24 protein-coding genes are annotated in these 22,993 nt (G+C 72.7%); 12 read left to right on the forward strand and 12 right to left on the reverse strand.

The genetic code is table 11. The features are described 5' to 3' along the window. Positions 1-28: 28 nt before the first annotated feature. The 4 genes from SNR22_RS14825 to SNR22_RS14840 form a co-directional block, all read right to left on the reverse strand. Positions 29-1,153 (reverse strand): glycosyltransferase family 4 protein, encoded by a 1,125-nt coding sequence (locus SNR22_RS14825; protein WP_320067128.1) that lies wholly within the window; start codon positions 1,151-1,153, stop codon positions 29-31. Beyond that, positions 1,150-2,409, reverse strand: a complete 1,260-nt coding sequence (locus SNR22_RS14830; RefSeq protein WP_320067129.1) for a M48 family metallopeptidase — start codon at positions 2,407-2,409, stop codon at positions 1,150-1,152. Before SNR22_RS14830 ends, SNR22_RS14825 begins: the two co-directional genes overlap by 4 nt. A gap of 192 nt (positions 2,410-2,601) precedes the next feature. Then, entirely contained in the window at positions 2,602-2,823 is a 222-nt protein-coding gene (locus SNR22_RS14835) for a hypothetical protein (protein WP_320067130.1), read from the reverse strand. A gap of 181 nt (positions 2,824-3,004) precedes the next feature. After that, complete coding sequence (locus tag SNR22_RS14840) at positions 3,005-4,498, reverse strand: NYN domain-containing protein (protein WP_320067131.1); 1,494 nt, start codon at positions 4,496-4,498, stop codon at positions 3,005-3,007. A 127-nt stretch (positions 4,499-4,625) separates the two neighbouring features. Here SNR22_RS14840 and SNR22_RS14845 point away from each other — a divergent pair, with 127 nt between their 5' ends. The 5 genes from SNR22_RS14845 (at position 4,626) to SNR22_RS14865 (ending at position 10,204) form a co-directional block, all read left to right on the forward strand. Further along, the gene (locus SNR22_RS14845; protein WP_320067132.1) at positions 4,626-6,383 is read left to right on the forward strand and encodes a DEDD exonuclease domain-containing protein; all 1,758 of its coding nucleotides are present in this window, start codon (positions 4,626-4,628) and stop codon (positions 6,381-6,383) included. A gap of 128 nt (positions 6,384-6,511) precedes the next feature. Continuing rightward, complete coding sequence (locus SNR22_RS14850; protein ID WP_320067133.1) at positions 6,512-8,302, forward strand: RelA/SpoT family protein; 1,791 nt, start codon at positions 6,512-6,514, stop codon at positions 8,300-8,302. 54 nt (positions 8,303-8,356) lie between these two features. Next, entirely contained in the window at positions 8,357-8,890 is a 534-nt protein-coding gene (locus SNR22_RS14855) for an NUDIX hydrolase (protein WP_320067134.1), read from the forward strand. Next, the gene (locus SNR22_RS14860; protein WP_320067135.1) at positions 8,887-9,762 is read left to right on the forward strand and encodes a nucleotidyltransferase family protein; all 876 of its coding nucleotides are present in this window, start codon (positions 8,887-8,889) and stop codon (positions 9,760-9,762) included. The genes SNR22_RS14855 and SNR22_RS14860 overlap by 4 nt, the downstream gene beginning before the upstream one ends. A gap of 154 nt (positions 9,763-9,916) precedes the next feature. After that, the gene (locus SNR22_RS14865; RefSeq protein WP_320067136.1) at positions 9,917-10,204 is read left to right on the forward strand and encodes an Lrp/AsnC ligand binding domain-containing protein; all 288 of its coding nucleotides are present in this window, start codon (positions 9,917-9,919) and stop codon (positions 10,202-10,204) included. Between the two features lie 68 nt (positions 10,205-10,272). Here the strand turns inward: SNR22_RS14865 and SNR22_RS14870 are convergent, their stop codons facing one another. The 5 genes from SNR22_RS14870 to SNR22_RS14890 form a co-directional block, all read right to left on the reverse strand. Next, positions 10,273-10,962 carry a DUF4142 domain-containing protein gene (locus SNR22_RS14870; protein WP_320067137.1) on the reverse strand — a complete coding sequence of 230 codons (690 nt, stop codon included), beginning with the start codon at positions 10,960-10,962 and terminating at the stop codon, positions 10,273-10,275. 229 nt (positions 10,963-11,191) lie between these two features. After that, entirely contained in the window at positions 11,192-12,817 is a 1,626-nt protein-coding gene (locus tag SNR22_RS14875; protein WP_320067138.1) for a cytochrome bc complex cytochrome b subunit, read from the reverse strand. Continuing rightward, the gene (locus tag SNR22_RS14880; protein WP_320067139.1) at positions 12,814-13,902 is read right to left on the reverse strand and encodes a ubiquinol-cytochrome c reductase iron-sulfur subunit; all 1,089 of its coding nucleotides are present in this window, start codon (positions 13,900-13,902) and stop codon (positions 12,814-12,816) included. Before SNR22_RS14880 ends, SNR22_RS14875 begins: the two co-directional genes overlap by 4 nt. A 67-nt stretch (positions 13,903-13,969) precedes the next feature. Then, the gene (locus SNR22_RS14885) at positions 13,970-14,806 is read right to left on the reverse strand and encodes a cytochrome c (RefSeq protein WP_320067140.1); all 837 of its coding nucleotides are present in this window, start codon (positions 14,804-14,806) and stop codon (positions 13,970-13,972) included. A gap of 70 nt (positions 14,807-14,876) precedes the next feature. Beyond that, a complete protein-coding gene (locus SNR22_RS14890; protein WP_320067141.1) occupies positions 14,877-15,476 on the reverse strand; it encodes a heme-copper oxidase subunit III in 600 nt (199 codons plus the stop codon). A gap of 108 nt (positions 15,477-15,584) precedes the next feature. Here SNR22_RS14890 and SNR22_RS14895 point away from each other — a divergent pair, with 108 nt between their 5' ends. From SNR22_RS14895 to SNR22_RS14910, 4 genes are all read left to right on the forward strand, one after another. Further along, positions 15,585-16,553, forward strand: coding sequence for a cytochrome c oxidase assembly protein (locus SNR22_RS14895; protein WP_413775638.1), 969 nt, complete (start codon positions 15,585-15,587; stop codon positions 16,551-16,553). Positions 16,554-16,657: 104 nt separating this feature from the next. Continuing rightward, positions 16,658-17,053 carry a hypothetical protein gene (locus SNR22_RS14900; RefSeq protein ID WP_320067142.1) on the forward strand — a complete coding sequence of 132 codons (396 nt, stop codon included), beginning with the start codon at positions 16,658-16,660 and terminating at the stop codon, positions 17,051-17,053. Positions 17,054-17,097: 44 nt separating this feature from the next. Then, entirely contained in the window at positions 17,098-18,144 is a 1,047-nt protein-coding gene (gene trpD, locus SNR22_RS14905; RefSeq protein WP_320067143.1) for an anthranilate phosphoribosyltransferase, read from the forward strand. A gap of 92 nt (positions 18,145-18,236) precedes the next feature. Then, on the forward strand, positions 18,237-18,440 hold the full coding sequence (locus tag SNR22_RS14910) for a hypothetical protein (protein ID WP_320067144.1): 204 nt from the start codon (positions 18,237-18,239) through the stop codon (positions 18,438-18,440). A 295-nt stretch (positions 18,441-18,735) separates the two neighbouring features. Here SNR22_RS14910 and SNR22_RS14915 read toward each other — a convergent pair whose 3' ends face one another. Together SNR22_RS14915 and coxB are read right to left on the reverse strand one after the other, a co-directional pair. Beyond that, the gene (locus SNR22_RS14915; protein WP_320067145.1) at positions 18,736-19,161 is read right to left on the reverse strand and encodes a cytochrome c oxidase subunit 4; all 426 of its coding nucleotides are present in this window, start codon (positions 19,159-19,161) and stop codon (positions 18,736-18,738) included. A gap of 10 nt (positions 19,162-19,171) precedes the next feature. Beyond that, positions 19,172-20,140 carry a cytochrome c oxidase subunit II gene (gene coxB / locus SNR22_RS14920; protein ID WP_320067146.1) on the reverse strand — a complete coding sequence of 323 codons (969 nt, stop codon included), beginning with the start codon at positions 20,138-20,140 and terminating at the stop codon, positions 19,172-19,174. 169 nt (positions 20,141-20,309) lie between these two features. Between coxB and SNR22_RS14925 the strand changes: the two genes are divergently transcribed. Both SNR22_RS14925 and SNR22_RS14930 read left to right on the forward strand, forming a co-directional pair. Continuing rightward, on the forward strand, positions 20,310-21,461 hold the full coding sequence (locus SNR22_RS14925; RefSeq protein ID WP_320067147.1) for a cysteine desulfurase family protein: 1,152 nt from the start codon (positions 20,310-20,312) through the stop codon (positions 21,459-21,461). Between the two features lie 56 nt (positions 21,462-21,517). Beyond that, positions 21,518-21,745: a sulfurtransferase TusA family protein gene (locus tag SNR22_RS14930; protein WP_320067181.1), complete on the forward strand. Its 228-nt coding sequence runs from the start codon at positions 21,518-21,520 to the stop codon at positions 21,743-21,745. 1 nt (position 21,746) lies between these two features. Here SNR22_RS14930 and SNR22_RS14935 read toward each other — a convergent pair whose 3' ends face one another. Next, the gene (locus SNR22_RS14935; RefSeq protein ID WP_320067148.1) at positions 21,747-22,028 is read right to left on the reverse strand and encodes a hypothetical protein; all 282 of its coding nucleotides are present in this window, start codon (positions 22,026-22,028) and stop codon (positions 21,747-21,749) included. A 103-nt stretch (positions 22,029-22,131) separates the two neighbouring features. Between SNR22_RS14935 and SNR22_RS14940 the strand changes: the two genes are divergently transcribed. After that, positions 22,132-22,980, forward strand: coding sequence for a helix-turn-helix transcriptional regulator (locus SNR22_RS14940; RefSeq protein WP_320067149.1), 849 nt, complete (start codon positions 22,132-22,134; stop codon positions 22,978-22,980). Positions 22,981-22,993 lie beyond the last annotated feature (13 nt).

The raw sequence follows: 22,993 nt of genomic DNA on the forward strand, positions 1-22,993 counted from the left end.
GGCTAGGCGAGGCGCGGGGCGGGGAGGGTCAGCCGGCGAGGAGGGTGGCCATCCGGGCGGCCTGGGTCTCCCAGCGCCACTCCCGCTCCACCCAGGCCCGGCCCGCCGCGCCCAGCTGCCGGGCCAGGTCCCGGTCGGCTAGCAGGGTGGCCACCCGGTCGGCGAGTTGGGCGACGTCGCGGCCGGAGACCACGTACCCCGTCTCGCCCGCACGGACGGCGTCCGGCGCGCCTCCCGAGTCGCCGGCCACCACCGGCAGTCCGGTCGCCGAGGCCTCCAGGTAGACGATGCCGAGCCCCTCCACGTCCAGGCCACGGTTGCGGGTGCGGCAGGGCATGGCGTAGACGTCGCCGGCCGCGTAGTGGGCGGGCAGGTCCGCCGACGGCACCGAGCCGGTGAACACGACGTCCCGCTCGACGCCGGCCTGCCGGGCCAGCTTCTCCAGGGTGGCCCGGTACGGCCCGCCGCCGACGACCAGCAGCGCCGCGTCGGGCACCCGACGGCGGATCTCCGGCAGGGCGCGGATCAGCATGTCCTGGCCCTTGCGCGGCACCAGCCGGGAGACGCAGACCACCACCGGCCGGTCGGCCAGCCCCAGCCGGGCCCGGACCGGCTCGCCGTCGACCGACGGGTGGTACGTGTCGACGTCCACGCCGGGGGCCAGCCGGTGCAGCTCGGTCACCCCGTGCAGCGCCCGCTCCAGCCGGACCCGGGTGTACTCGCCGAGGTATGTGACCACGTCGGTGCCCCGTCCGATGCGGCGCAGCGCGCTGCGGGCCGCGGGCAGCGCCGCCCAGCCCACCTCGTGCCCGTGGGTCAGGGCCACCACCCGGCGGACCCCGGCGCGGCGGCGCAGTCCGGCGGCGAGCAGCCCGAGCGGGGCGGCGGCCCCGAACCAGACGGTGTCGCAGCCGCGTTCCCGGGCCAGCCGGGCGGCCCGGCGGGCGATCAGCGGGGTGGGCAGCAACACCCGGGTGCGCTCCCGGACCACCTCGAACGGCTGCTCGGCGTCGAACTTCTCCGCCCCCCGCCAACTGGAGGCGTAGACCACCACCGAGCCGGCGGGCTGGCGGACAGCGAGGTTGTGCACGAAGGACTGGATGCCGCCGGGGCGGGGCGGGAAGTCGTTGGTGATCAACAGCGTCCGACTCATCTGCCGGCCTCCCTGGCGTGGGCGCGGGCGGCGGCCATCCGCTCGACCGTGGACGGGTGCGACGCCGAGTAGAGGTACTCCCAGCGGGGCGGGTCGGGGTCGGCCAGGTTCACCCCGGCCAGGCGACGCTGCATCGCCTCGAAGGTCGCCGGGTCGCCGGTGAGGGCGAGGGCGTGTGCGTCGGCCCGGGCCTCGACCCGGCGGGACACCGCCGCCTGGACCGGGGTGGTCACCAGCCCGGCCACCGTGACCAGCACGATCAGCAGCGGGAACGCGCGCGGCTCGGCGATCGAGTCGACGCCGGCCAGGCGCAGCAGCGGGCCGGCGGAGCCGAGCAGGTAGAGCACGACCACGGCCGCCGCGGCGCCGAGCGCCCCGGTGAGCGTCCCGGCCCAGACATCCCGGTCCTTGGCGTGCCCCAACTCGTGCGCGACCACGCTGGTCACCTCGGCGGGGGTGGCCTCGCGCAGCAGGGTGTCGTAGACGACGACCCGGCGGGTCGGCCCGAGCCCGGAGACGTACGCGTTGACCGCCCGGGTGCGGCGGGACGCGTCGGCGACCAGGACGTCGCGCACCGGCACCTCGTCCCGGGCCGCCATGGCCATCAGTTCGGTGCGTAGCGGGCCCTGCTCCATCGGGGTGAACCGGTTGAACACCGGCTCCACCAGCACCGGCAGCACGAACGACAGCAACACCACCAACCCGGCCGCCCCGGCGGCGCCGAACGCCCACCACCAGCGCGGGGCGAGCCGGGTGACGGTGTAGAAGCCGAGCAGCGCGACCACGCCGATCACCGCGCTGATCGCGTACGACTTGAGCAGGTCGACCGTCCAGCCGGTCCAGCCCTGGGTGCTCAGCCCGTACCGGGTGAGGATCGCCTGCCGCCAGGCGGCGAAGGGCAGGGTGAACAGGTCGGCGACGAGCACCACGGCCAGCCCGCCGAGCGCCGCCTGGGCCACCCAGTGGCCGCCGAACGGCCGACCCGCCAGCTCCACCAGGCGACCGCCCAGCGGGGTGAGGCCGAGCGCGAGGGCCACCAGCAAGCCGATGGCGAGCCCGGCCCAGCCGCCGGGGCGCAGCGCGGCCCGGAACTCCCGGCTCCGGGCGACCTGCTCGACGGGGAGGTCCCGCAGCGCGGCGAGCTGATCGGCGCGGGGTGCCGGCGGGCGGCTCCACGGAACCAGCAGTGCGGTGACGACGACCAGGGCGGCCACCAGCCCGGCCAGGGTGAGCAGGGCCCAGCCGCGCGGGGTCACCTCGGCACCCCACCGGGTGCGGGACTGCCGTCTGAACGCCGTACCCGCGTCATGCCGCCGCTCCTCCCGCGCCGTGGGGGGCCCATCCTATTTGCCGCTGCGGCGGTCCCCTCGCCGGGCATCCACGCGCGGCATGGTCGACCGCCGCCACCGTCAACGGCGACGTCCGGGTGGGCGAGGTCGTCAGCCGGGCTAGGCGACCCGGTCGCCCCGGCCGGAACGCCGCCCGGCGGAGGTCACCTCCAGCACCTCCAGCACCTCCACGCCGATGCCGGCCCGGGCGAACACCTCGATCGCCCGTTGCTCGGCGACGCCGAGCGCGCCGGTGGGGGCATCGTCGTCGAGCAGCGCGGTCACCAGGCAGCCGGGACAGCCCGCGCCCCGGATGCCGCACCCGTCACAGTCGATCAGCATCGTTCCTCCTGAGCCGATGCGTTGCGGTGCTCGGGCGGGGCGGGAGCGCGGCGACCACCACGTCGCCCAGCCCGCCGCCGGAACCGCCCGGCCACCGTCGGTCATCCCGACGCTACGGCAGGGGTATGACAGAATCGGACAACCGGCCCGCTCCGCCCCAGAAGCGATCAAGCGCCCCGGATCAGGAGCGGGCGAGCCGACGCAGCAGCGAGTCGGCGCCCAGCGGGTACGCGCCGTGCCGGCGCACCCCGTCGGCGACCTCGCGGTCGGAGGAGACCACCACCACCGGACGGCCGGACGGCTCGGCGCGGACCAGCCGGCGGATCAGCTCGTCGGCGGTCTCGCCCTTGCGGGAGAAGAGCACCCGCACGCCGCGCGGGGTGGGCGGCAGCCCGTGCATGCGCTCGGCACCGTCGAAGACCACGGTGACCTCGTCGCCGGTCTGCGCGGCGATCCCGCCCAGCCCGGTGATCAGCCGCTTGCGCTGCTGCTCCAGGGACATCTCGCCGAAGCCACGCTTGGTCACGTTGTAGCCGTCGACCACCAGGTGCGCCTTGGGCAGCGCGAGGAGCTGGTCGAGCCGGGCCGGGTCGTCGGTGTCGCGGGCCCGCGTGGCGGCCCCGGCCGGAACGGCCACCGACTGGTCGGTGAAGGCGTCGGCGACGAAGTCGGCGGGGAGCCGGTCGACCGGACCGAGCGCCAGCTCGCGGCGCAGCCCGACGGCGGCCTGCCCGATGGTCTCCAGCAGCAGCCAGAGCTTGGCGTCGTCGACCGAGCGGGCCTCCTTCGCGGTGGCTTTGACAACCCCGGCCGACGCCTCGGCCTCGGCCAGCCGGGCCCGGGCGCGGCGCAGCTCGGCGTCGACGTCGGCCGTCGCGCGGGCGGCCCGGCCCCGCTCGGTGGCCAGCAGCTCGCCGGCCCTGCGCTCCCGGGCCTGGGACTCGCGCAGCGTGCGGGCGAGCTGACGGCTCTCCTCGCGGAGCTGGCCGAGTTCCTCGCGGACCCGGGCCAGCTCGTCGCGGAGCTTGTCGGCCTCGACCCGGGCCACGGCCCGGTCGTGCTCGGCCCGGCTGGCCCGTTGCTCGGCCTCGCGGACCAGTTCGTCGACGACGGCCCGGTCCGCCTCGGCGCGCACCGCCGCGCCGCTGGCCGCGATCAGCTCCCGCCAGCCCCGGGGGCGGGCCAGGTATGCCAGGGCGGCCACCTCGACCGGGTCGGCGACGGCCGGGACGGTGCCGGAGACCACGGCGGTGCCGAGGTCTCCGGCGTCGGCGAGCACCCGGGCGGTGATCCGCTGCCGGAACAGCGGGTCGGTGGTGAGCTGGGCGGCGATCGCCGGGGCACCGAGCCGGGCCCGGCGGTTGGGGGCGAACTTGGCCACCCTGCGCAGCGGCACCGGCACCTCGTCACCGGGCAGGACGGGCAGGACGGCGGCGGTGAGCGCCACGATCCGCTGGCGCACCGGTTCCGGCAGCGTCGGCTCCGGCTCCGGCTCCGGCTCCGGCTCCGGCTCCGGCTGCTCCGGCAGCGGCTGCTCCGGCTGCGTCGGCTCCGGCTCGACCGCCGGCACTTCGGGCGTGGGGTCGGGGCCCGGAGCATCCTCACCGGTGTGGCGCGCGGCGCCGGCCGACACCTCCCCCGGGAGGTTGTCGTCGTGCTGCTCGGTGAGGGGCATGTGGCAAGTCTCCCACCGCGGCCGGGCCCACCGCCCGGTGAGTGAGCCGATCTCTCATCCTAGACCGGTGGTGACGTCTGGGAGTGCTGATGCGGGAGTGTCGCACCCGCGGACTAGCGTGCCGCGGGTGGCACGAGCGGAGTACGTCCAACAGTCGCTGGCCGGCCTGGAGCAGGCCCCGGGCGACGGGGTGGACCCCGCCCTGCCGCTGTACGCCGCGACCTTCGTGGTGGTCGACCTGGAGACCACCGGCGGCTCGCCGGACGACGGCGGGATCACCGAGATCGGCGCGGTCAAGGTGCGCGCCGGCGAGGAGTTGGGGGTGCTGGCCACCCTGGTCAACCCGGGGGTGCCGATTCCGCCGTTCATCACCGTGCTGACCGGGATCAGCCAGGCCATGCTGATCCCCGCCCCGCCGATCGAGCAGGTGCTGCCGAGTTTCCTGGAGTTCATCGCCGACGCGGTGCTGGTCGCCCACAACGCCCCGTACGACGTCGGTTTCCTCAAGGCGGCCTGCGCGCGGCACGGCTACCGCTGGCCCAACCCCCGGGTGCTGGACACCGCGGCGCTGGCCCGGCGGGTGCTGACCCGCGACGAGGTGCCCAACCGCAAGCTCGGCACCCTGGCGGCATACTTCCGCACCACCACCCGCCCCACCCACCGGGCCCTCGACGACGCCAAGGCAACCGTCGACGTGCTGCACGGGCTGATCGCCCGGCTCGGCGGGCACCGGGTCGACACGGTCGGCGAGGCGATCGAGTTCGCCCGAGCGGTCACCCCCACCCAGCGACGCAAGCGGCACCTCGCCGACGGGCTGCCGAAGGTCCCCGGCGTCTACATCTTCCGGGCCGCCGACGACCGGCCGCTCTACGTCGGCACCTCCGGCGACATCGCCACCCGGGTGCGCAGCTACTTCACCGCCGCCGAGAAGCGGGCCCGGATCTCCGAGATGCTCGCCGCCGCCGAGCGGGTGGAGGCCGTCGAGTGCGCCCACACGCTGGAGGCGGAGGTGCGCGAGCTGCGGCTGATCGGTGCCCACGCGCCGCCGTACAACCGGCGGTCGAAGTTCCCCGAACGGGTCGTCTGGCTCAAGCTCACCGACGGGCCGTACCCCCGGCTGTCAGTGGTCCGGGCGCTGGCCTCGGGCGACGAGGTCTATCTCGGGCCGTTCGGCTCCCGGCGGGCGGCCGAACTGGCCGCCGCCGGCTTCCACGACGCCGTCCCGCTGCGCCAGTGCACCCACCGGCTGTCGCTGCGCACGGTCACCCCGGCCTGCGCGCTGGCGGAGCTGGGTCGCTGCCCGGCGCCCTGCGAGCACCGGATCACCCCCCAGGAATACGACGACCGCGCGGTCGCGCCGTTCCGCACCGCCGTCGCCGGTGACCCGGGGGCCGTGGTGGACGCGCTGCTGGCGCGGATCGAGGCGCTGTCGGCCGGCCAGCGGTACGAGGAGGCGGCCGTGGTCCGCTCGCGGCTCACCGCGGTGCTGCGGGCGACCGTACGGATGCAGCGGCTGACCGCGCTGGCCGGGATCGCCGAGTTGGCCGCCGCCCGCCCGGCGGCCCGGGGCGGCTGGGAACTGGCCCTGGTCCGGCACGGCCGGCTGGCCGGCGCGGGGGTCTCCCCGCCCGGCATCCACCCGCGGCCGACGCTGAACGCGATCCGGGCGACCGCCGAGACGGTGCCGCCCGGGCCCGGGCCGGTGCCCAGGGCGTCTGCCGAGGAGTCGGAGCGGATCCTGTCCTGGTTGGAACGGCCCGAGACCCGGCTGGTGGAGATGTCGTCCGGCTGGTCGTCCCCGGCGGCCGGTGCGGGCCGCTTCCACGGCCTGCTCAGCAAGGCCCAGAGCGCCTCGTCCCAGCAAGTCTCGACCGAACGCCCATGACCAAGTGACCGATCGGACTACCCCGACTCGCTTAGGCTGTTGAGGAAGTGCAGTAGTGCCCGTTTCGTGGGCCTGCTCCCGGTTGCCGTGCCCGGTGCCCGTGGAGCCGGGGTGAGGAGGTGTCCCGCGTGGACGTCGACGCCGGACACAGTGCCGCCCTGGGGGGTGCGCTCCCGACCCAGCCCGGCGAGCAACCCCGGGCCCGCCGGTTGCGGTCGTTGCTGAGTTGGCCGAGCACCGAGTCGGACCCGGTCACCCAGCTCGTGCGCACCCACCGGTCCATCCACGCCAGCACCGAACCGTCGATGCTGCGCCGGGCCTACACGATCGCGGAGAACATGCACCGCGGTCAGTTCCGCAAGAGCGGTGAGCCGTACATCACCCACCCGCTGGCGGTCGCCCAGATCTGCGCCGAGCTGGGCATGGACGCCACCACACTGGTCGCCGCGCTGCTGCACGACACGGTGGAGGACACCCGCTACACCCTCCAGGCGCTGGCCGGGGACTTCGGCCACGAGGTGGCCCACCTGGTCGACGGGGTGACCAAGTTCGACAAGGCGTTCTACGGCAAGGCCGCCGAGGCAGAGACGACCCGCAAGATGATCATCTCGGCCGGCAAGGACGTCCGGGTTCTGATCATCAAGCTGGCCGACCGGCTGCACAACATGCGCACCCTCGGTGTCCGCTCGGCGGCATCCAGGGAACGCATCGCCCGCAAGACCCTGGAGGTGCTGGTCCCGCTCTGCGACCGGCTCGGCATCCAGGCCCTCAAGCGGGATCTCGACGACGTGGTGCTGCTGCACCTGGAGCCCGACGAGCACGCCCGGATCGCCCAGCACGTGCACGACCGGCCCGGCTGGGGCGCGTACCTCGACGACGTGGTCGCCAGGACGAAGGTGGCACTGCGGCGCAGTCGGGTCGACGCCGAGGTCTCCCCCCGCCCCCGACACCTCTACTCGATCTGGAAGGACACCATCGCGGGCGGCCACAGCACGCCGTACGACCTGCCCCGGATCGTCATCGTGGTGGACGGCCCGGCGACCGACTGCTACGCGGCCCTCGGCGCGGTGCACGGCCTCTGGCGGCCGGTCGCCGGCCGGTTCAAGGACTTCATCGCCTCCCCCAAGAACAACCTCTACCGCTCGCTGCACACCACCGTCTGCGGCCCGAAGGACCGCACGGTCGAGGTGCTGCTCCGCACCGAGGAGATGCACCGCTGCGCCGAGTACGGCATCGCGGCGGACTTCCGGTTCCCCCGCGCCGCCGCGACCGCCGACGTCCGGGCCCAGCAGCTCGACTGGCTGCGCCGGGTGCTCGACTGGGAGCAGGAGGCCCCGGACCCGGCGCAGTTCCTCGAGTCGCTGCGCTGTGACCTCGCCGAGGCCCAGATCCAGGTGCTCGCCGAGGGGCGGCAGGTCGTCCTCCCGGCCGGGGCCACCCCGGTCGACGTGGCGTACGAGCTGGGCCCCCAGCGGGGCGACCACTGCCTGGCGGCCCGGATCAACGGCCGGCTCGCCCCGCTCGCCTCCGAACTGGAGGAGGGCGACGTGGTGGAGATCTTCACCGAGTCCGCCGCCGAGACCGGCCTGGAGGCCGACGTCGCCCCGCGCGGCCCCCGCCGGGAGTGGCTCGGGTTCGTGAAGTCCCCGCACGCCCAGAGGCAGATCAACCGCTGGTTCGCCGAGCACACCGAGCCGGGGATCTCCATCGCGGACAAGGTCCGCCTCGGCCGGGCCACCATCGGGCTGGCGCTGCGCAAGCACGACCGGGGGCTGGCCAGCGACCTGCCGATGCTGTGGCTGTCGGAGGAGCTGGGCTACCCGGACCTGGAGACCCTGCTGGTGGCGGTCTTCGACCGGGTCCTCGAACCCGATGCGGTGGTGCTCCAGCTCATCGACCTGGTCGACCACCGGCAGTGACGGTTCTGCCCCCCGGGGATCGGCCCGGCCCGGACCGGCCATTAGCCTGAACCCATGATCCCCCGCTCCCGTGCCACCGGACGGGCCTTCGCCTATCAGGTCTTCTACCGACTGCCCGTATCGGTGCGACGCCAACTGGTCCGGCTCGCCACACCGAAGTACATCGTCGGGGCAGTCACCCTGGTCCGCGACACCGAGGCCGACGGCCCCGGCCGCCTGCTGCTGCTGCGCCAGCCACCGGGGCACAGCTGGACACTCCCGGCCGGGCTGCTGCAACGCGGCGAGGAACCGGTCGTCGGCGCGGCGCGTGAGCTGTTCGAGGAGTCCGGTGTCCGGCTCGCCCCGGACCGGCTCCGCCCGGCGGTGCCGAACGCGGTCGTACACGCCAAGGGCTGGGTGGACGTGGTCTTCGAGGCGGAGGTGCCGGCGTCGACCACGGAGCTGAAGGTCGACGGCGCGGAGGTCTTCGAGGCCGCCTGGCACCCGCTGGACGACCTGCCCCGGCTGAGCCGGGCAACAGCGAACCTACTCGGCTACTACGGCATCGGGCCGCGGGTCGGCGAGGTCCCGCCCCGCCCGACGGCGTGACCACCCCGGGCCCTGCCGGGAACACCGGCAGTCCGGAGATCTGCGCGGTGGTGCTCGCCGCCGGCGAGGGGACCCGGCTGCGCCCGCTCACCGAGCGGGTGCCCAAGGCACTCTGCCCGATCGGCAACATCCCGCTGCTCGACCGGGCGCTGGCCCGGCTGGCCGGTCTCGGCCTCACCGGCCCCGACCGGGTCGCGGTGAACGCCTGCTACCTCGGCGAGCAGGTGGTCGCGCACGTGGGCGACCGGGCCCACCTGTCGGTCGAGCCCGGCGACCCGCTCGGCACTGCCGGAGGGGTGGCGAACCTGCGGACCTGGATCGCCGGCCGGGGCGTGCTGGTCGGCAACGCCGACGCGTACCTGGCCGATCCGGCCGCCGCGCCGGGTGAGGACGTGGCCGCGCTGCTGGCGGGCTGGGACGGCGAGACCGTACGCCTGCTCGGCCAGCCCGCCGACGACCCCGACGCCCCCGGCACCTTCGACGGTCACCGGTTCACCGGCTTCTCGCTGCTGCCCTGGCGGCTGGTCCGGGAGCTGCCGGTCGAGCCGGGCGACCTGGTCCGCACGGTGTGGCGGCCGGCCGAGGCGGCCGGGGCGCTGACCGTGGTGCCGTACCGGGGCACCTTCTACGACACCGGCACGCCGGCCGCCTACCTGACGGCGAACCTGCACGCCGCAGGCGGTGCCAACCTGATAGACCCGGGCGCGACGGTCACCGGGCGGTGCCGGGAGGCGGTGGTGGGCGCGGGCGCGACCGTCCGGGGCGAGGTGACCCGGTCGGTGATCTGGCCCGGCGCCGAGGTGGCCGCCGGGGAGCGCCTTACCGGCGTGATCCGGGCCGGCGCCGGGCTGACCGTCTTGGCGGAAGGCTGACCCCGGGCTGACCGTCCCGGCGGAAGGCTGCCCCTTGCTGCGCGCGATGACCGGGTCCCGCGTACCGCACTGCTGTGCCCGGGACGGGCCTCTAGCATGGTCAACGACGCCAACTCGGGCGTTGCGAGGAGAACACGGACGAAGGGCGGGACCAGTGATCACCGCGATCGTACTGATCGACTGCGCCACCGACTCGATCCCGGAGGTGGCCGAGAACCTGGCCAACCTGCCCGGAGTCAGTGAGGTCTACTCGGTGGCCGGGCACGTCGACCTGATCGCCATCGTCCGGGTCCGGGAGTTCGACGAGATCGCCCAGGTCATCGCCGGCAGCATCTCCAAGGTGCCGGGCGTGCTGAACACGGAGTCGCACATCGCCTTCCGCGCGTACTCCCGGCACGACCTGGAGGAGGCGTTCGCGATCGGCCTGTCCAGCACCGACTGATCGATCGTCCGCCGACGCGAACAGCCAGCCCGCCGTCCGGCGGGCTGGCTGTTCGCGGTGCTACGCCGTCAGCTCACGCTCGGGACCGGCGTCTCGGTGTTCTCGGTGTTCTCCGGAACAGGCGTCTCGGTGCTGGTGCTGCCCGGGGCCGGAGTCTCCGTGGTGCCACCCGGGGCCGGCGTCGTGGCGGTGCCGCCCGGGCTGGGCGTGCCGCTGGCGCTGGTCTGCGGGATCGGGACGCCCAGGGTCTGTGCCAGGGCCACCAGCGCGTCGTAGTGCGCCTGGAACACCGGCAGGGCGTTCTGGGCCAACTGGACCACCGACTGCTCGGTGCCCTGCGAGATCTCGGTCTGGGTGGCCTGGATGGCCTGGACGTGGCCGGCCAGTTCGGCGGTCACCCACGCCTTGTCGAAATCGGCACCGCTGAGGTCCTTCAGCTTGTCGATGACCTTCTGCTGGTCAGCGCTCGGCGCATCCGGCAACGTGACGTTCAGCTGCTGCGCGGTATTCTGCACCGTCTGGTCCAGCTGGGTGTGGTCCGTGACGAACTGCGCACCCAGGTCCTTGACCTGCTGGTTCTGGCCCTTCTCCTGCGCCAGGTTCCCCATCTCGATCTCCGCCAGGTTCACCTGGTGCACCGCCTGCAGGTACTGGGTGTCCTGCGTCGACGGCTGCGCCGCGGCCTGCGCCGCTGCCGCGGGTGCCAGCCCGACCACCACCAGGGCGGCGAGCAGCCCGAGGCGTTTGAGACCCAACATGTTTCCCCCCCTTTTTCGTTGGACCGCACGCTTACCCGGCTGACCCGGATTAACCCCGGGAACCGGCGGCCGGCTCGCGCTGGGCGCGTAACCCCGGGAATCGGCGGCCGGGCCGCGTCGGGCGCGGGGACGGCTCGGGCGGCGGGGGTCACCCCGACGGGGCGAAAAACGGACGTGACGCCCGCCGGAGGAGATCCGGCGGGCGCCACGTGCGGGTGTTTCGGGCGGGTCAGCGGCGGGGATCGCCGCTGCTGATCTCCTCCCGCTCCGGTCGGGGCTCGACCGGCAGGGGCCCCGGCGAGACCGGCGCCTCGGCCGGCTTCTCGATCGGGTAGAAGAAGCCCCGGATGGCCGGGCCGAGGGCACCGAGCCGGTTCATCTTCTTGGGCACCACCCAGCCGACGTACTCCAGTTCCCCGTGGCCGTCGTGGCCCGCCGCGGTGAGCGGCTGGTGGACCTCCTCGAACCGGCCGTCCGGCAGCCGCCGGATGATGCCGGTCTCCACGCCGTGGGCCAGCACCTCCCGGTCGTGCTGCTGCAGGCCCAGGCAGAGGCGGTACGTCAGGTAGTACGCCAGCGGCGGGAGGAGCAGCAGACCGATCCGGCCGGCCCAGGTCATCGCGTTCAGGCTGATCTGGAACTTGTCCGCGATCACGTCGTTGGCGCCGGAGAGCGTCAGCACGATGTAGAACGACACCGCCATCGCGCCGATCGCGGTCCGCTCCGGGACGTCCCGGGGACGCTGGAGCAGGTTGTGGCTGCGGGTGTCCTTGAGCCGGCGGGCCTCCACGAACGGGTAGAGCATGGAGAGGCCGACCAGGATGCCCGGCAGCACGACCGTGGGCCAGAACAGCGGCGGGATGACGTACCCGTCGCCGATCGGAATGTTGATCTCCCAGGCGGGCATCAGGCGGGTGGAGCCGTCGAGGAACATGACGTACCAGTCGGGCTGGCTGGCGGCCGAGACCACCCACGCCTCGTACGGGCCGAAGTACCAGATCGGGTTGATCTGGAACAGGCCACCCATCAGGGCGACCACGCCGAAGACGACCATGAAGAAGCCGCCCTGCTTCAGCGCGTACCGCGGGAACATCCGCTCGCCGACCACGTTCTCGTTGGTTCGGCCCGGGCCCGGCCACTGGGTGTGCTTCTGCTTGAAGACCAGGCCCAGGTGGGCGCTGATCAACGCCACCAGCAGGCCCGGGATGAGCAGCACATGGGCGATGAAGAACCGGCTGATGATGATGTCGCCCGGGAACTCCCCGCCGAAGATCGACGAGGTGACCCAGGAGCCGATCACCGGGATCGACAGCATGATCGCCGAGGCGATCCGCAGGCCGGTGCCGGAGAGGCCGTCGTCCGGCAGCGAGTAGCCGCTGAAACCGGCCAGGAAGCCGACCCAGAACAGCAGCGAGCCGATGATCCAGTTGGTCTCCCGCGGCTTGCGGAACGCGCCGGTGAAGAAGACCCGCAGCATGTGCACGACGATCGCGGCCATGAAGAGCAGCGCCGACCAGTGGTGCATCTGCCGCATGATCAGGCCACCGCGGACGTCGAACGAGATGTCCAGGCTGGAGGCGTACGCGGCCGACATCGGCGTGCCCCGCAGCGGGGCGTAGCTGCCGTTGTAGACCACCTCGGTCATCGCCGGCTCGTAGAAGAACGTCAGGAAGACACCGGTCAGCAGCAGCACCACGAACGAGAACAGCGCGATCTCGCCGAGCAGGAACGACCAGTGGTCGGGGAAGACCTTGTTGAGCAGCTTGCGCAGCGGGGTGGAGACCTGGAAGCGGTCGTCCACTCCCACCGCGGCCTTGCCCGGCACGGAGGCCATGTCCAACTTACGACGCTTCACGGCCGCTCCCAGAAGTCAGGCCCAACGGTCTCGGTGTAGTCCGACCGCGCCACGAAGAAGCCCTCGCCGTCCACCTCGATCGGCAGCTGCGGCAGCCGCCGGCTGGCCGGACCGAAGATCGGCTGCGCGTTGTCGGTGATCAGGAACTGGGACTGGTGGCACGGGCAGAGCAGACGGTTGGTCTGCTGTTCGTACAGGCTCGCCGGGCAGCCCGCATGCGTGCAGATCTTGGAGAACGCCGCGAAGTTGCCCCACATGTAGTTCGCGTGGCCGACCCGCTGGTTCGCTGCCCGGGACATCTCGGCGTCGGACTCGCGCAGGTGGATCAGGAGCGTCGGCGAGTCGGCGTGCTTGTTGCTCACTCCGTGCTCGATGCCCGGGAAGACGGTCAGCTGACCGCCGGAGCTGACGTCCGCCGGGCGGATCGGCCGGCCGTCCTCGCGGACCAGCCTGATCTTCTTGCCCTCGGCCGGGGCGAAGCCCGTGGTGAACATCTGGTTGTTCTTGTGCGGGTTGGAGATCAGGCCACCGACCAGCGGCGCCGCGGCGACCGCGCCGATCGGCGCGAGGCCGGCCAGCAGCGAGATGCCCAGCAGCGGCCGGCGCTTCACGCCCAGCTCGTCGGCCATGTAGAGCATGGTCGCGCCGGTGATCTTGCGGCTCTCCGCGGCGTTCGGGTCGTTCTCGTGCCGGTCCTGGATCGAGACCTCCTTGGGCAGCAACTTCTTGCCCCAGGTCAGGATGCCGAAGCCGACGGCCAGCAGGGCCACACCGAGGGTGAGGCCGAGCAGCGGGGTGTAGAGCTTGTCCCCGCCGGAGCCAGCCTTGTACTGCCACGGCCACCAGATGTAGATCGCCAGGAATGCGGTCGCGGCCAGGCCGGTGAGCAGGAAGAACGAGGCCACGGTACGGGTCAGCCGGCGCTCGGCCCGGCTGCCCGGGACGACCTGCTCCTCGTAGTGGACGATCTCGATGTCGTCCCGGCGCGCGCCCTCCTGGACGATGTCGAACCGGCTGAGCCGGGGATCGTTCACGTCGAGCGGCTCCCGACCCTGCGGGGCCTGGTGCTCAGGCTGCGTAATCATGCCGTCACCTCGCTACGGGCGGTGCCGGGCTGCGGCACCACAGCGCTGAATCGAATGATCCGCTCGGTCACGACTTGCCCGCAATCCACAGGCTGGCGAAGACGAGCGCGACGATGCCGACCAAGAAGATCGCCAGGCCCTCGGTGGACGGCCCGTACCGACCGAGGTTGAAGCCACCCGGGTCCTGGTCGGCCTTCAGGGCCTCCTGGATGTAGGTGATGATGTCGGCCTTCTGCTGCGGGGTGATCTGGTTGTCCCCGAAGACCGGCATGTTCTGCGGGCCGCTCAGCATCGCGGCGTAGATCTGCCGGTCGGTGGCGGGACTCAGGCTCGGCGCGTACTTGCCGGAGGAGAGTGCGCCGCCACCACCGCCGAAGGCGTGGCACTGCGAGCAGTTGATCCGGAACAGCTCGCCGCCGGTCGACACGTTGGCGCCCTCGCGGAGGTCACCCCCGGGGACCTCCGGGCCACCACCGAGCTGCTGGACGTACTGGGCGAGCTGGCGGGTCTCCTCGTCGGTGAAGACCGCCGGCTTGCGCATGGCCTGGGCCTCTTGGCGGGCCATCGGCATGCGGCCGGAGCCGACCTGGAACTCGACCGAGGCCGCGCCGACGCCGACCAGGCTCGGGCCACGGCCCTCGATGCCCTGCGCGTTGCGCCCGTGGCAGGTCACGCAACTCACGTCGAACAACGCCTTACCCTCGGCGGCGGCACCGGTGAGCGGCGGGTTTTCCTGCGCCTGCACTCCGGGGGCAAAGACGGTGTAGGCGCCGCCGGCCAGCATCAGCGCGGCGATCAGCCGGACTGCGGCGCCCAGCCGGCGGCGGCCCCTGCTGCGCGCTGCGGGCCGCTCGCCGCGCAGCCGCGCGAGCAGACCGCGGCGGCGGTCGTTGTCAGAAGTCATGACCTGTCCTTAACCGGTGGGACCTTGTCTCAGGGGACGGGGCGGCGGCGCGGTTCGTGACGCGCCAAGATCACTGAAGCCAGTAGATCATGAAGTAGAGGCCGATCCACACGACGTCGACGAAGTGCCAGTAGTACGACACGACGATCGCCGACGTGGCCTGCGCCGGGGTGAACCGGCCCATGGTCGTGCGGATCATGAAGATGATGAAGGCCACCAGACCGCCGGCCACGTGCAGGCCGTGGAAGCCGGTGGTCAGGTAGAACATCGAGCCGTACCCGTCCGCGTTGATCTTCACGCCCTCGTGCACCAGGGTCATGTACTCGTTCAACTGCCCGAGCACGAAGATCAGACCCATCACGAAGGTGAGCGTGAACCAACGCCGCAGGGCGTGGACGTCACCCTTCTCCGCTGCGAACACGCCGAGCTGGCAAGCCACCGAGGAGAACACCAGGATCACCGTGAAGGTGGTCGCGTACGGGATGTTGAGGTGCTCGGTGTGCTTCTCCCACTGCTCTGGCGCCGCCGCGCGGATGGAGAAGTACATCGCGAACAGCGCCGCGAAGAACATGAGTTCGCTGGAGAGCCACACGATCGTCCCGACGCTGACCATGTTGGGACGCGTCAGAGAGTGGATCCGGCTCTTGTCAATGGCTGGGGCCGCAGTCACGCCGTCATTATTGCCCTTGACCATGGCCGGCGATCAGCGGGGGGTAAAACCCGTGGGTTCGGTGGCCCGATCGTGGCGGTCCGGTTCGCCTGGCCTAGCCTGAAAAGCGTGCTGCACGCCGATTCGATCTTCGCCGCCACCACGGCGGTCACCGCACCGTCGGCCATAGCGGCCGGCGGGGAGCCCCTGCCGCCGCCCTTCACCGTGGCCCGGATCTTCACCGAGACCCGGCTGGACAGCTGGCTGGCCCTGGGGCTGGTGCTCGCCGCCGGGCTCTACCTGTACGGCGTGCACCGGCTCCGGCTGCGCGGCGACCGCTGGCCGGTCGCCCGTACCGTCTTCTTCCTCGGCCCGGGCCTCGGCGGCATCGCCGCGGTCACGGTCAGCGGCCTGCACGCGTACGACACGGCGCTGCTGTCGGTGCACATGGTGCAGCACATGATGCTGTCGATGGTCGCCCCCATCTTCCTGGCCCTCGGCGCCCCGATCACCCTGGCCCTGCGCACGCTGCCGGTCCGGCCGCGCAAGCGGCTGCTGGCGATCGTGCACAGCCGGATCGCCCGGATCTACAGCTTCCCGCTGGTGGCCTTCGCCATCTTCGTGGTGAACCCGTTCGCGCTGTACTTCAGCGACCTGTACCGCTTCACCCTCGAACACGCCTGGGCACACGAACTGGTGCACGCGCACTTCATCATGACCGGCTGCGTGTTCTTCTGGCCGCTGCTCGGGCTCGACCCGCTGCCCGGCCGGTGGCCCTACCCCGCCCGGGCGCTGCTCATGGTGCTGTCGGTGCCGTTCCACACCGTGCTCGGGCTCACGGTCATGCAGAGCACCACCCTCTTCGGCGGCGACTGGTACCCGTCGCTCGGCTTGACCTGGTCGAACCCCGTCGACGACCAGGTGGTCGCCGGCGGCGTGCTCTGGGCCGGCGGCGAATTCGTCAGTGTGACGATGCTCGGGGTCCTGGTCGTGCAGTGGGTGCGCCAGTCGGAGCGGGAGGCCCGCCGGCTCGACCGCGACCTGGACCGCCAGGAGGCCCGCCAACGCGCCGCCGAGGCCGCGGAATCAACCCCCTGACCAGCACTTTCCAGTACGCCGACCCGGCCGGACGGGCGGGAATCGACCGGCCGACGGCGGCGGGTACGATCGGCGGGCAGCTACGAGGTGGGAGCCAGCCAGCAATGAGCGATCGTCTTTGCACCGTCCTGCTCTACAGCAACGACCTGCAGGTCCGTGACCAGATGCGGCTGGCCATCGGCACTCGACCCGCGCCCGGGCTGCGGCTCGAGTTCGTCGACGCCTCCACCTACGCGGAGTGCATCCGACTGGTCGACGAGTACGAGATCGACCTGATGCTGCTCGACGGCGAGGCGAACCCCGGCGGCGGCCTCGGCATCGCCCGGCAGATCAAGGACGACCGGGACGATGCCCCCCCGACCTGCGTGGTGATCGCTCGCGCCGCTGACCGCTGGCTGGCCGCGTACGCCGAGGTCGATGCGACCCTGATGCACCCGCTCGACCCGGTGACCACCGGTGCCACGGTGGCCGAGCTGCTGCGAGCCCACGCCCCCGCCTGAGCCTCCCCGTCCCCGCACCCCCACGTCGCTCGGGAGGCCCCACCATGGGCGAACGGACCTGGCCGCACCTGCTCTCCGCGCTGCTGCGCGGCGAGGAGCTCTGCACCGCGGACACCGCCTGGGCGATGGGCGAGATCATGGCCGGCTCGGCGGCCCCGGCGCAGATCGCCGGCTTCGCCGTCGCGCTGCGGGCTAAGGGCGAAACCCCGGCGGAACTGGCCGGGCTGGTCGAGGCGATGCTCGGCGAGGCGGTGCCCGTAAAGCTGCCGGAGGAGTTACGGGCGTCCGCGCTCGACGTGGTCGGCACCGGCGGTGACCTCGCCCACACGGTGAACATCTCCACCATGGCCGCCCTCGTGGTGGCCGGCGCCGGGGTCCGGGTGGTCAAGCACGGCAATCGGGCCGCCTCGTCCCTCTGTGGCACGGCCGACCTGCTGGAATTCCTCGGCCTCCCGCTGGACCTGGCCCCCGAGGGGGTGGCTCGCTGCGTGGCCGAGGCGGGCATCGGCTTCTGCTTCGCCGGCCGGTTCCACCCGGGAATGCGACACACCGGCCCCACCCGCCGCGCCCTGGGAGTGCCGACCTTCTTCAACTTCCTCGGCCCGCTGACCAACCCGGCCCGCCCCCGCGCCGGCGCGGTCGGCTGCTTCGACCTGCGGATGGCCCCGGTCATGGCGGCCGTCTTCGCCGCCCGGGGCGACTCGGTGCTGGTGCTGCGCGGCGAGGACGGCCTGGACGAGTTCACCACCGCCGCGCCCACCCGGGTCTGGGCGGCCCAGGCAGGCGCCGTCAGAGAGACGGTGCTGGACGCGACCGACCTCGGAGTGCCCCGGGCCACCCTGGCCGACCTGCGGGGCGGTGACGCGGCGTTCAACGCCGACGTGGCCCGGCGACTCCTGGCCGGCGAGACCGGCCCGGTCCGGGACGCGGTGCTCGTCAACGCCGCCGCCGCGCTGGCCACCCAGGGCCCGCTCGACGGGGACCTGGTCGAGGCCCTACGCGCCGGGATGACCCGGGCCGCCGAGTCGATCGACTCCGGCAACGCCGCCGCGACGCTGGACCGCTGGATCGAAGTGGCCCGCTCCGCCTGACCTGCCGCTGCCCAGCCACCCGCTGCCCAGCTTGGCCGTCCTCCGCCCCGCCGCGTGACCACGACGGCATCGAGCAATGAGAGGAGACGCCCGTGTCGGACCGCGAGTTCTACTGCGACACCTGCGAGGGCGTGCAGCCATTCGAGGCGCCACCCTGCGCCGACGGCCACGGCACCGACTGCCCGGAGCTGGCCTGCACCGGCTGCGGCGCAGCCATGCTGATCGCCACGTTCACCTTCCCCGCCACCCGGCTCGCCGGCAGCCCCCACCGCGCACCCCGACGCCACGCCGCCTGACCGGCCCACGGCTCTGACCAGCGCACGGCCTACGACCAGCCCACGGGTCTGACTGGCGCACGCCCTTCCTGGCCGGCCCACGGTCGCCGGCCCACGGTCGCCAGCCCACGGTCGCCGGCCCACGGTCCTGGCCGGTCCACGCACGGCAGCAGCGCAGCAGTCATGGGGCCACGGTGCGCCACCATCGAGTCGATCATCACGAGCGGTCCGGGGCCGGACAAGCAGGAGGCCCGCACCCCTGAGAAGGGGCACGGGCCTCCGGACGAGTGATCGCCGGTTAGTGCTCGGCGGTGCGTCAGTGCTCGGCGGTACGCCGGGTGCCGGTGTAGTACTCGAAGAGCAGGCCGCAGGCGGCGAAGATTACCGAAACCAGCCCGAGGCCCACCAGCCAGAACTGCCAGAACACCAGGCCCAGGCCGGCGATCGCGGCGGCCAGCGCCAGCGCGAACGGCCAGTAGCTGCCCGGGCTGAAGAAGCCGACCTCGCCCGCGCCGTCGGCGATTTCGCCGTCCGGCCGGTCCTCCGGCCGCAGGTCGATGCGGCGGGAGACGAACCAGAAGAAGCCGCCGCACATCGTGCAGAGCAGGAACGACAACAGGAGCGCCACGGTGCCGACCCACTCGACATGGCCGCCGTCACCGTAGGTCCAGACGCCGTAAAGGACCGTCACGCCCAGGAGGAAACCGGCGATGACCAGGAAGATACGCCACTCGGTCTTCATGCCCGCTCCCTCACTTGCCCACGACGGGGATGTCGTCAGGGTTGAAGTTGGCCGTGTTGCGCCGCGTCTTGAACGGCTCCGTGGTCGAGGCGTACGGGTCCTCACCGATCGCGGTGAGCGCCTCCTGCGTCGACTTGCCGTCACGCTTGGCCGCCAGGAACTGGTCGTACTGCTCCGGCGAGACCACCCGCAGCTCGAAGTTCATGAACGCGTGGTAGCTGCCGCAGAGCTCGGCGCAGCGGCCGACGTACGCGCCCTCGGCGTCGAGGCTGGAGATCTGGAAGACGTTGCGGATGTTGCCCGGCATGACGTCCCGCTTGAACAGCAGCTCCGGCACCCAGAAGGAGTGGATGACGTCCCGGCTGGTCTCCTCGAACCGGATGGACCGGCCGGTCGGCAGGACCAGGATCGGGATGACCTCGCTGGTGCCGAGCACCGATGCCACGGTGTCGGCGTCCTCGCCCTGGCCGTCGCGGTAGTTGAACTGCCAGTTCCACTTGAAGGCGACGACCTCGACCGTGACGTCCGGGTTCTTCGTCACCCTCACCACGTCGGTCTGCACGACCGCCGTGTAGTAGAAGAGCACCGACACGATCAGGATCGGGGCGATCGTGTAGAGGAACTCCATCGGCATGTTGTAGCGGGTCTGCACCGGCAGCTCGTTACCCCGCTTCCGGTAGCGCACCACGCACCAGAAGATCAGGCCCCAGACGAACACGCCGACCGCGAGCGCCGCGATGCAGGACGCGATCCACAGGTCGTACATGCGGTGCGACTCGGGCGTGATGCCGCCCTGCGGCCACCCGAACCCGCCGAACGCCTTCCCGACGTCACAGCCCGTGAGCGAGACCAGCAGCGCCAGGCTGCCGAGGCCGAGCCCGGCCAACCGGCCAGCGCCACGCCGCCGGCGCAGACCGGCTCCCGGAGAAGCGCCGTGCCGTACGGCCGACGGCCGTACCTCCGAACTCCTTGCGACCACCTGGTCCTGCCTCCCTAGCGCGCCGCGGTGGTGGTTGTCCCAGTACCAGCGGCAAAGGCGTCACCGACGGTCGCAGATTACTCGACCATGGCGGGCCTGGCGGTGTTGGGGTCGTTGTCCACCCCCATCGGGGGGATCTTGGGCATACCGGCGCGATAACGTCGGGGCCGTGAACGCACCCCCGGTCTACCTCGACGCGGCCACGGCCGCGCCGCTGCACCCCGTCGCCCGGCAGGCCCTGCTGGCCGCCCTCGACGACGGCTGGGCCGACCCCGCGCGGCTGTACACGCAGGCCCGACGCGCCCGGCAACTGCTCGACGCCGCCCGCGAGGCGTCCGCGGCCACCCTCGGCGTCCGCGCCGACGAGCTCTCCTTCACCCCCAGCGGTACGACGGCCGCGCACTCGGCCGTGCTCGGTGGCCTGGCCGGGCGGCGGCGGGTGGGCGGGACGCTGGTGCACTCGGCAATCGAGCACTCGGCCGTGCTGCACGCCGCCGAGCGGCACGTCGCCTCGGGCGGCGCGGCGACGGTGGTGCCGGTGGACCGGCTCGGCCGGGTCGACCCGGCCGCCTGGTCGGCGGCGGTCGCCGCCCCGGGGGTGGCCCTCGCGGCCCTGATCGGGGCCAGTCACGAGGTCGGCACGGTGCAGCCGGTGGCCGAGGCCGCCGCCGCGTGCGCCGCCGCCAGGGTGCCGCTGTACGTCGACGCGGCCCAACTCGTCGGCCGGGCCCCGGTGCCGGGCGGCTGGTCGGTGCTGAGCGCCAGCGCGCACAAGTGGGGCGGCCCGCCCGGCGTCGGGCTGCTGGTGGTGCGCAAGGGCACCCGGTGGGAGTCGCCGTGGCCGGCCGACGAGCGGGAGTCGGGGCGTACCCCCGGGGTGGTGAACCTGCCGGCGGTGGTGGCGGCGGCGGCGAGCCTGCGCGCGGCGGCGGCCGACGCGGCGGCCGAGGCGGCCCGGCTGGCCCCGCTGGTGGACCGGATCCGGGCCCGGGTGGCGGCCGAGGTGCCGGACGTGGAGGTGGTCGGCGACCCGGTCGACCGGCTCCCCCACCTGGTCACCTTCTCCTGCCTGTACGTCGACGGCGAGACGCTGCTGCACGCGCTGGACCGGCGGGGGTTCGCGGTCTCCTCGGGCTCGTCCTGCACGTCGTCGACGCTGCGCCCCTCGCACGTGCTGGAGGCGATGGGGGTGCTCTCGCACGGCAACGTGCGGGTCTCGCTGCACCGGGAGACGACCACGGCGGATGTGGAGCGGTTCCTCGCCGAGCTGCCCGGGATCGTCGCCGAACTGCGCGCCGAGGCGGGGGTGGTGGGGCTGTGAGCGAGCCGGACGAGAAAACGGGAACGGCCGGGAGGACGGGCGGGGACGGCGGCTCGGTGGGCGAGCCGGACGGCGTGCTGGACTGCCGGGGGCAGCGCTGCCCGCTGCCGGTGATCAGGCTGGCCCGGCGGCTGCCCGAGTTGCCGGTCGGCGCGGTGCTGCGGGTGCTCGCCGACGACCCGGCCGCAGCCGTGGACATCCCGGCCTGGTGCCGGATGCGCGGCCAGGAGTTCCTCGCCGCACACCCGGAGGGCCCCGGCTACGACGTCCGCCGCCGCCACTGACCTACTCGTCGACCCAGATCAGGCGTAGCCGACGCCCCGTCCTGGCGAAGAGCCGCATCGCGCTCCCCGCGTCCCGGAACCGACCAGTGAGGGAGCGGGCGTCGTCGCAGAGCAACGCGCCGTCGCCGAACGCGAGCCCCCAGGCGAAGACCTCCCCGTCGACCCGGTCGCCGTGCTCCTCGCAGATGGCGAACCGCCGAGGGGCGAAGTCGTTGACGAGCTCGACCAGCGCCTGCTGGAACTCCTCCTCCGTGCCGAACTGCGCGATCCTCGACTCTTCCACGAGCCACCTCCATGTCGGTTGGCTAAACATATAGCCCATCCGATTGCCAAATGGAAGAAGCGACGGCATGATGGTGTTCCACCGACCCGATCGGAGACGAACTGTGGGACCACGCACGGACCCGTCCGCGCTGCGCTGGCTGATCGGGGCGGAGCTGGGGCGGTATCGACGGGGGTCGCCCATGACGCTGGCCGAGCTCGCCGCCAGGACCGGCATCGGCAAGCCGAAGCTCAGCCACATGGAGACCGGCCGTTACCAGCAGTTCCCCGAGGACATCGCTGCCGTGCTGCGGGCCTGCGGGGCCGACCAACCGGCGATCGACCGCCTCACCACGCTCGCCACCCGCTCCGATGCGAAGACGTGGTGGGCTCCCTGGGCCGCCGTGATGCCCGACTGGTTCAAGACGTACGTCGGACTGGAAGGGCTGGCCGACAGCGCGTTCGTCTTCGAGTCCATGGTCATCCCCGGCCTGCTTCAGACCGAGGACTACGCCCAGGCGCTGACCCTGGGCACCGGCTTCGTCCGCCCGGACCACGCCGAGCGTTTCGTGTCATTCCGGCAGACCCGGGCCAGGCGGCTCACCGACGACGAGCCGCTCGCCCTGCACGCGGTGGTCGGCGAGGCGGCGCTGCGGCTACGGGTCAACGGCGACGAGACCCGGCGGGCCCAGCTCACGCACCTGGCCGCCATGTCCGAGTTGCCGAACGTCACCGTGCAGGTGCTCCGCCCCGAGGACGGCCCGCACGCCGCGACGCCGCTGGGTAAGTTCGTGGTGCTGGACTTCGTCAACGTCCGGCCGATCGCCTACACCGAGGTGCTCGACGGGGCGATGTACGTGCAGGATCCGGACGGCGTACGGACCTATAACATGGTGGCAGACAACCTGCGCCAGGTCGCCCTCTCGCCCGCCGAGTCGCGCGCGTTGATCAGGGAGTTGGCCGGCGCGTCATAGCCCCGGAGGCCCC

The sequence above is a fragment of the Micromonospora sp. RTGN7 genome, assembly GCF_033804645.1.
GTDB lineage: Bacteria > Actinomycetota > Actinomycetes > Mycobacteriales > Micromonosporaceae > Micromonospora.

What these genes read in the sequence shown, in the direction of transcription:
- SNR22_RS14880 (WP_320067139.1), bottom strand. Translation starts at nt 13,902, where the DNA reads ATGATTACGCAGCCTGAGCACCAGGCCCCGCAGGGTCGGGAGCCGCTC.
- trpD (WP_320067143.1), top strand. Translation starts at nt 17,098, where the DNA reads ATGGGCGAACGGACCTGGCCGCACCTGCTCTCCGCGCTGCTGCGCGGC.
- SNR22_RS14825 (WP_320067128.1), bottom strand. Translation starts at nt 1,153, where the DNA reads ATGAGTCGGACGCTGTTGATCACCAACGACTTCCCGCCCCGCCCCGGC.
- SNR22_RS14870 (WP_320067137.1), bottom strand. Translation starts at nt 10,962, where the DNA reads ATGTTGGGTCTCAAACGCCTCGGGCTGCTCGCCGCCCTGGTGGTGGTC.
- SNR22_RS14915 (WP_320067145.1), bottom strand. Translation starts at nt 19,161, where the DNA reads ATGAAGACCGAGTGGCGTATCTTCCTGGTCATCGCCGGTTTCCTCCTG.
- SNR22_RS14855 (WP_320067134.1), top strand. Translation starts at nt 8,357, where the DNA reads ATGATCCCCCGCTCCCGTGCCACCGGACGGGCCTTCGCCTATCAGGTC.
- SNR22_RS14835 (WP_320067130.1), bottom strand. Translation starts at nt 2,823, where the DNA reads ATGCTGATCGACTGTGACGGGTGCGGCATCCGGGGCGCGGGCTGTCCC.
- SNR22_RS14840 (WP_320067131.1), bottom strand. Translation starts at nt 4,498, where the DNA reads ATGCCCCTCACCGAGCAGCACGACGACAACCTCCCGGGGGAGGTGTCG.
- SNR22_RS14900 (WP_320067142.1), top strand. Translation starts at nt 16,658, where the DNA reads ATGAGCGATCGTCTTTGCACCGTCCTGCTCTACAGCAACGACCTGCAG.
- SNR22_RS14885 (WP_320067140.1), bottom strand. Translation starts at nt 14,806, where the DNA reads ATGACTTCTGACAACGACCGCCGCCGCGGTCTGCTCGCGCGGCTGCGC.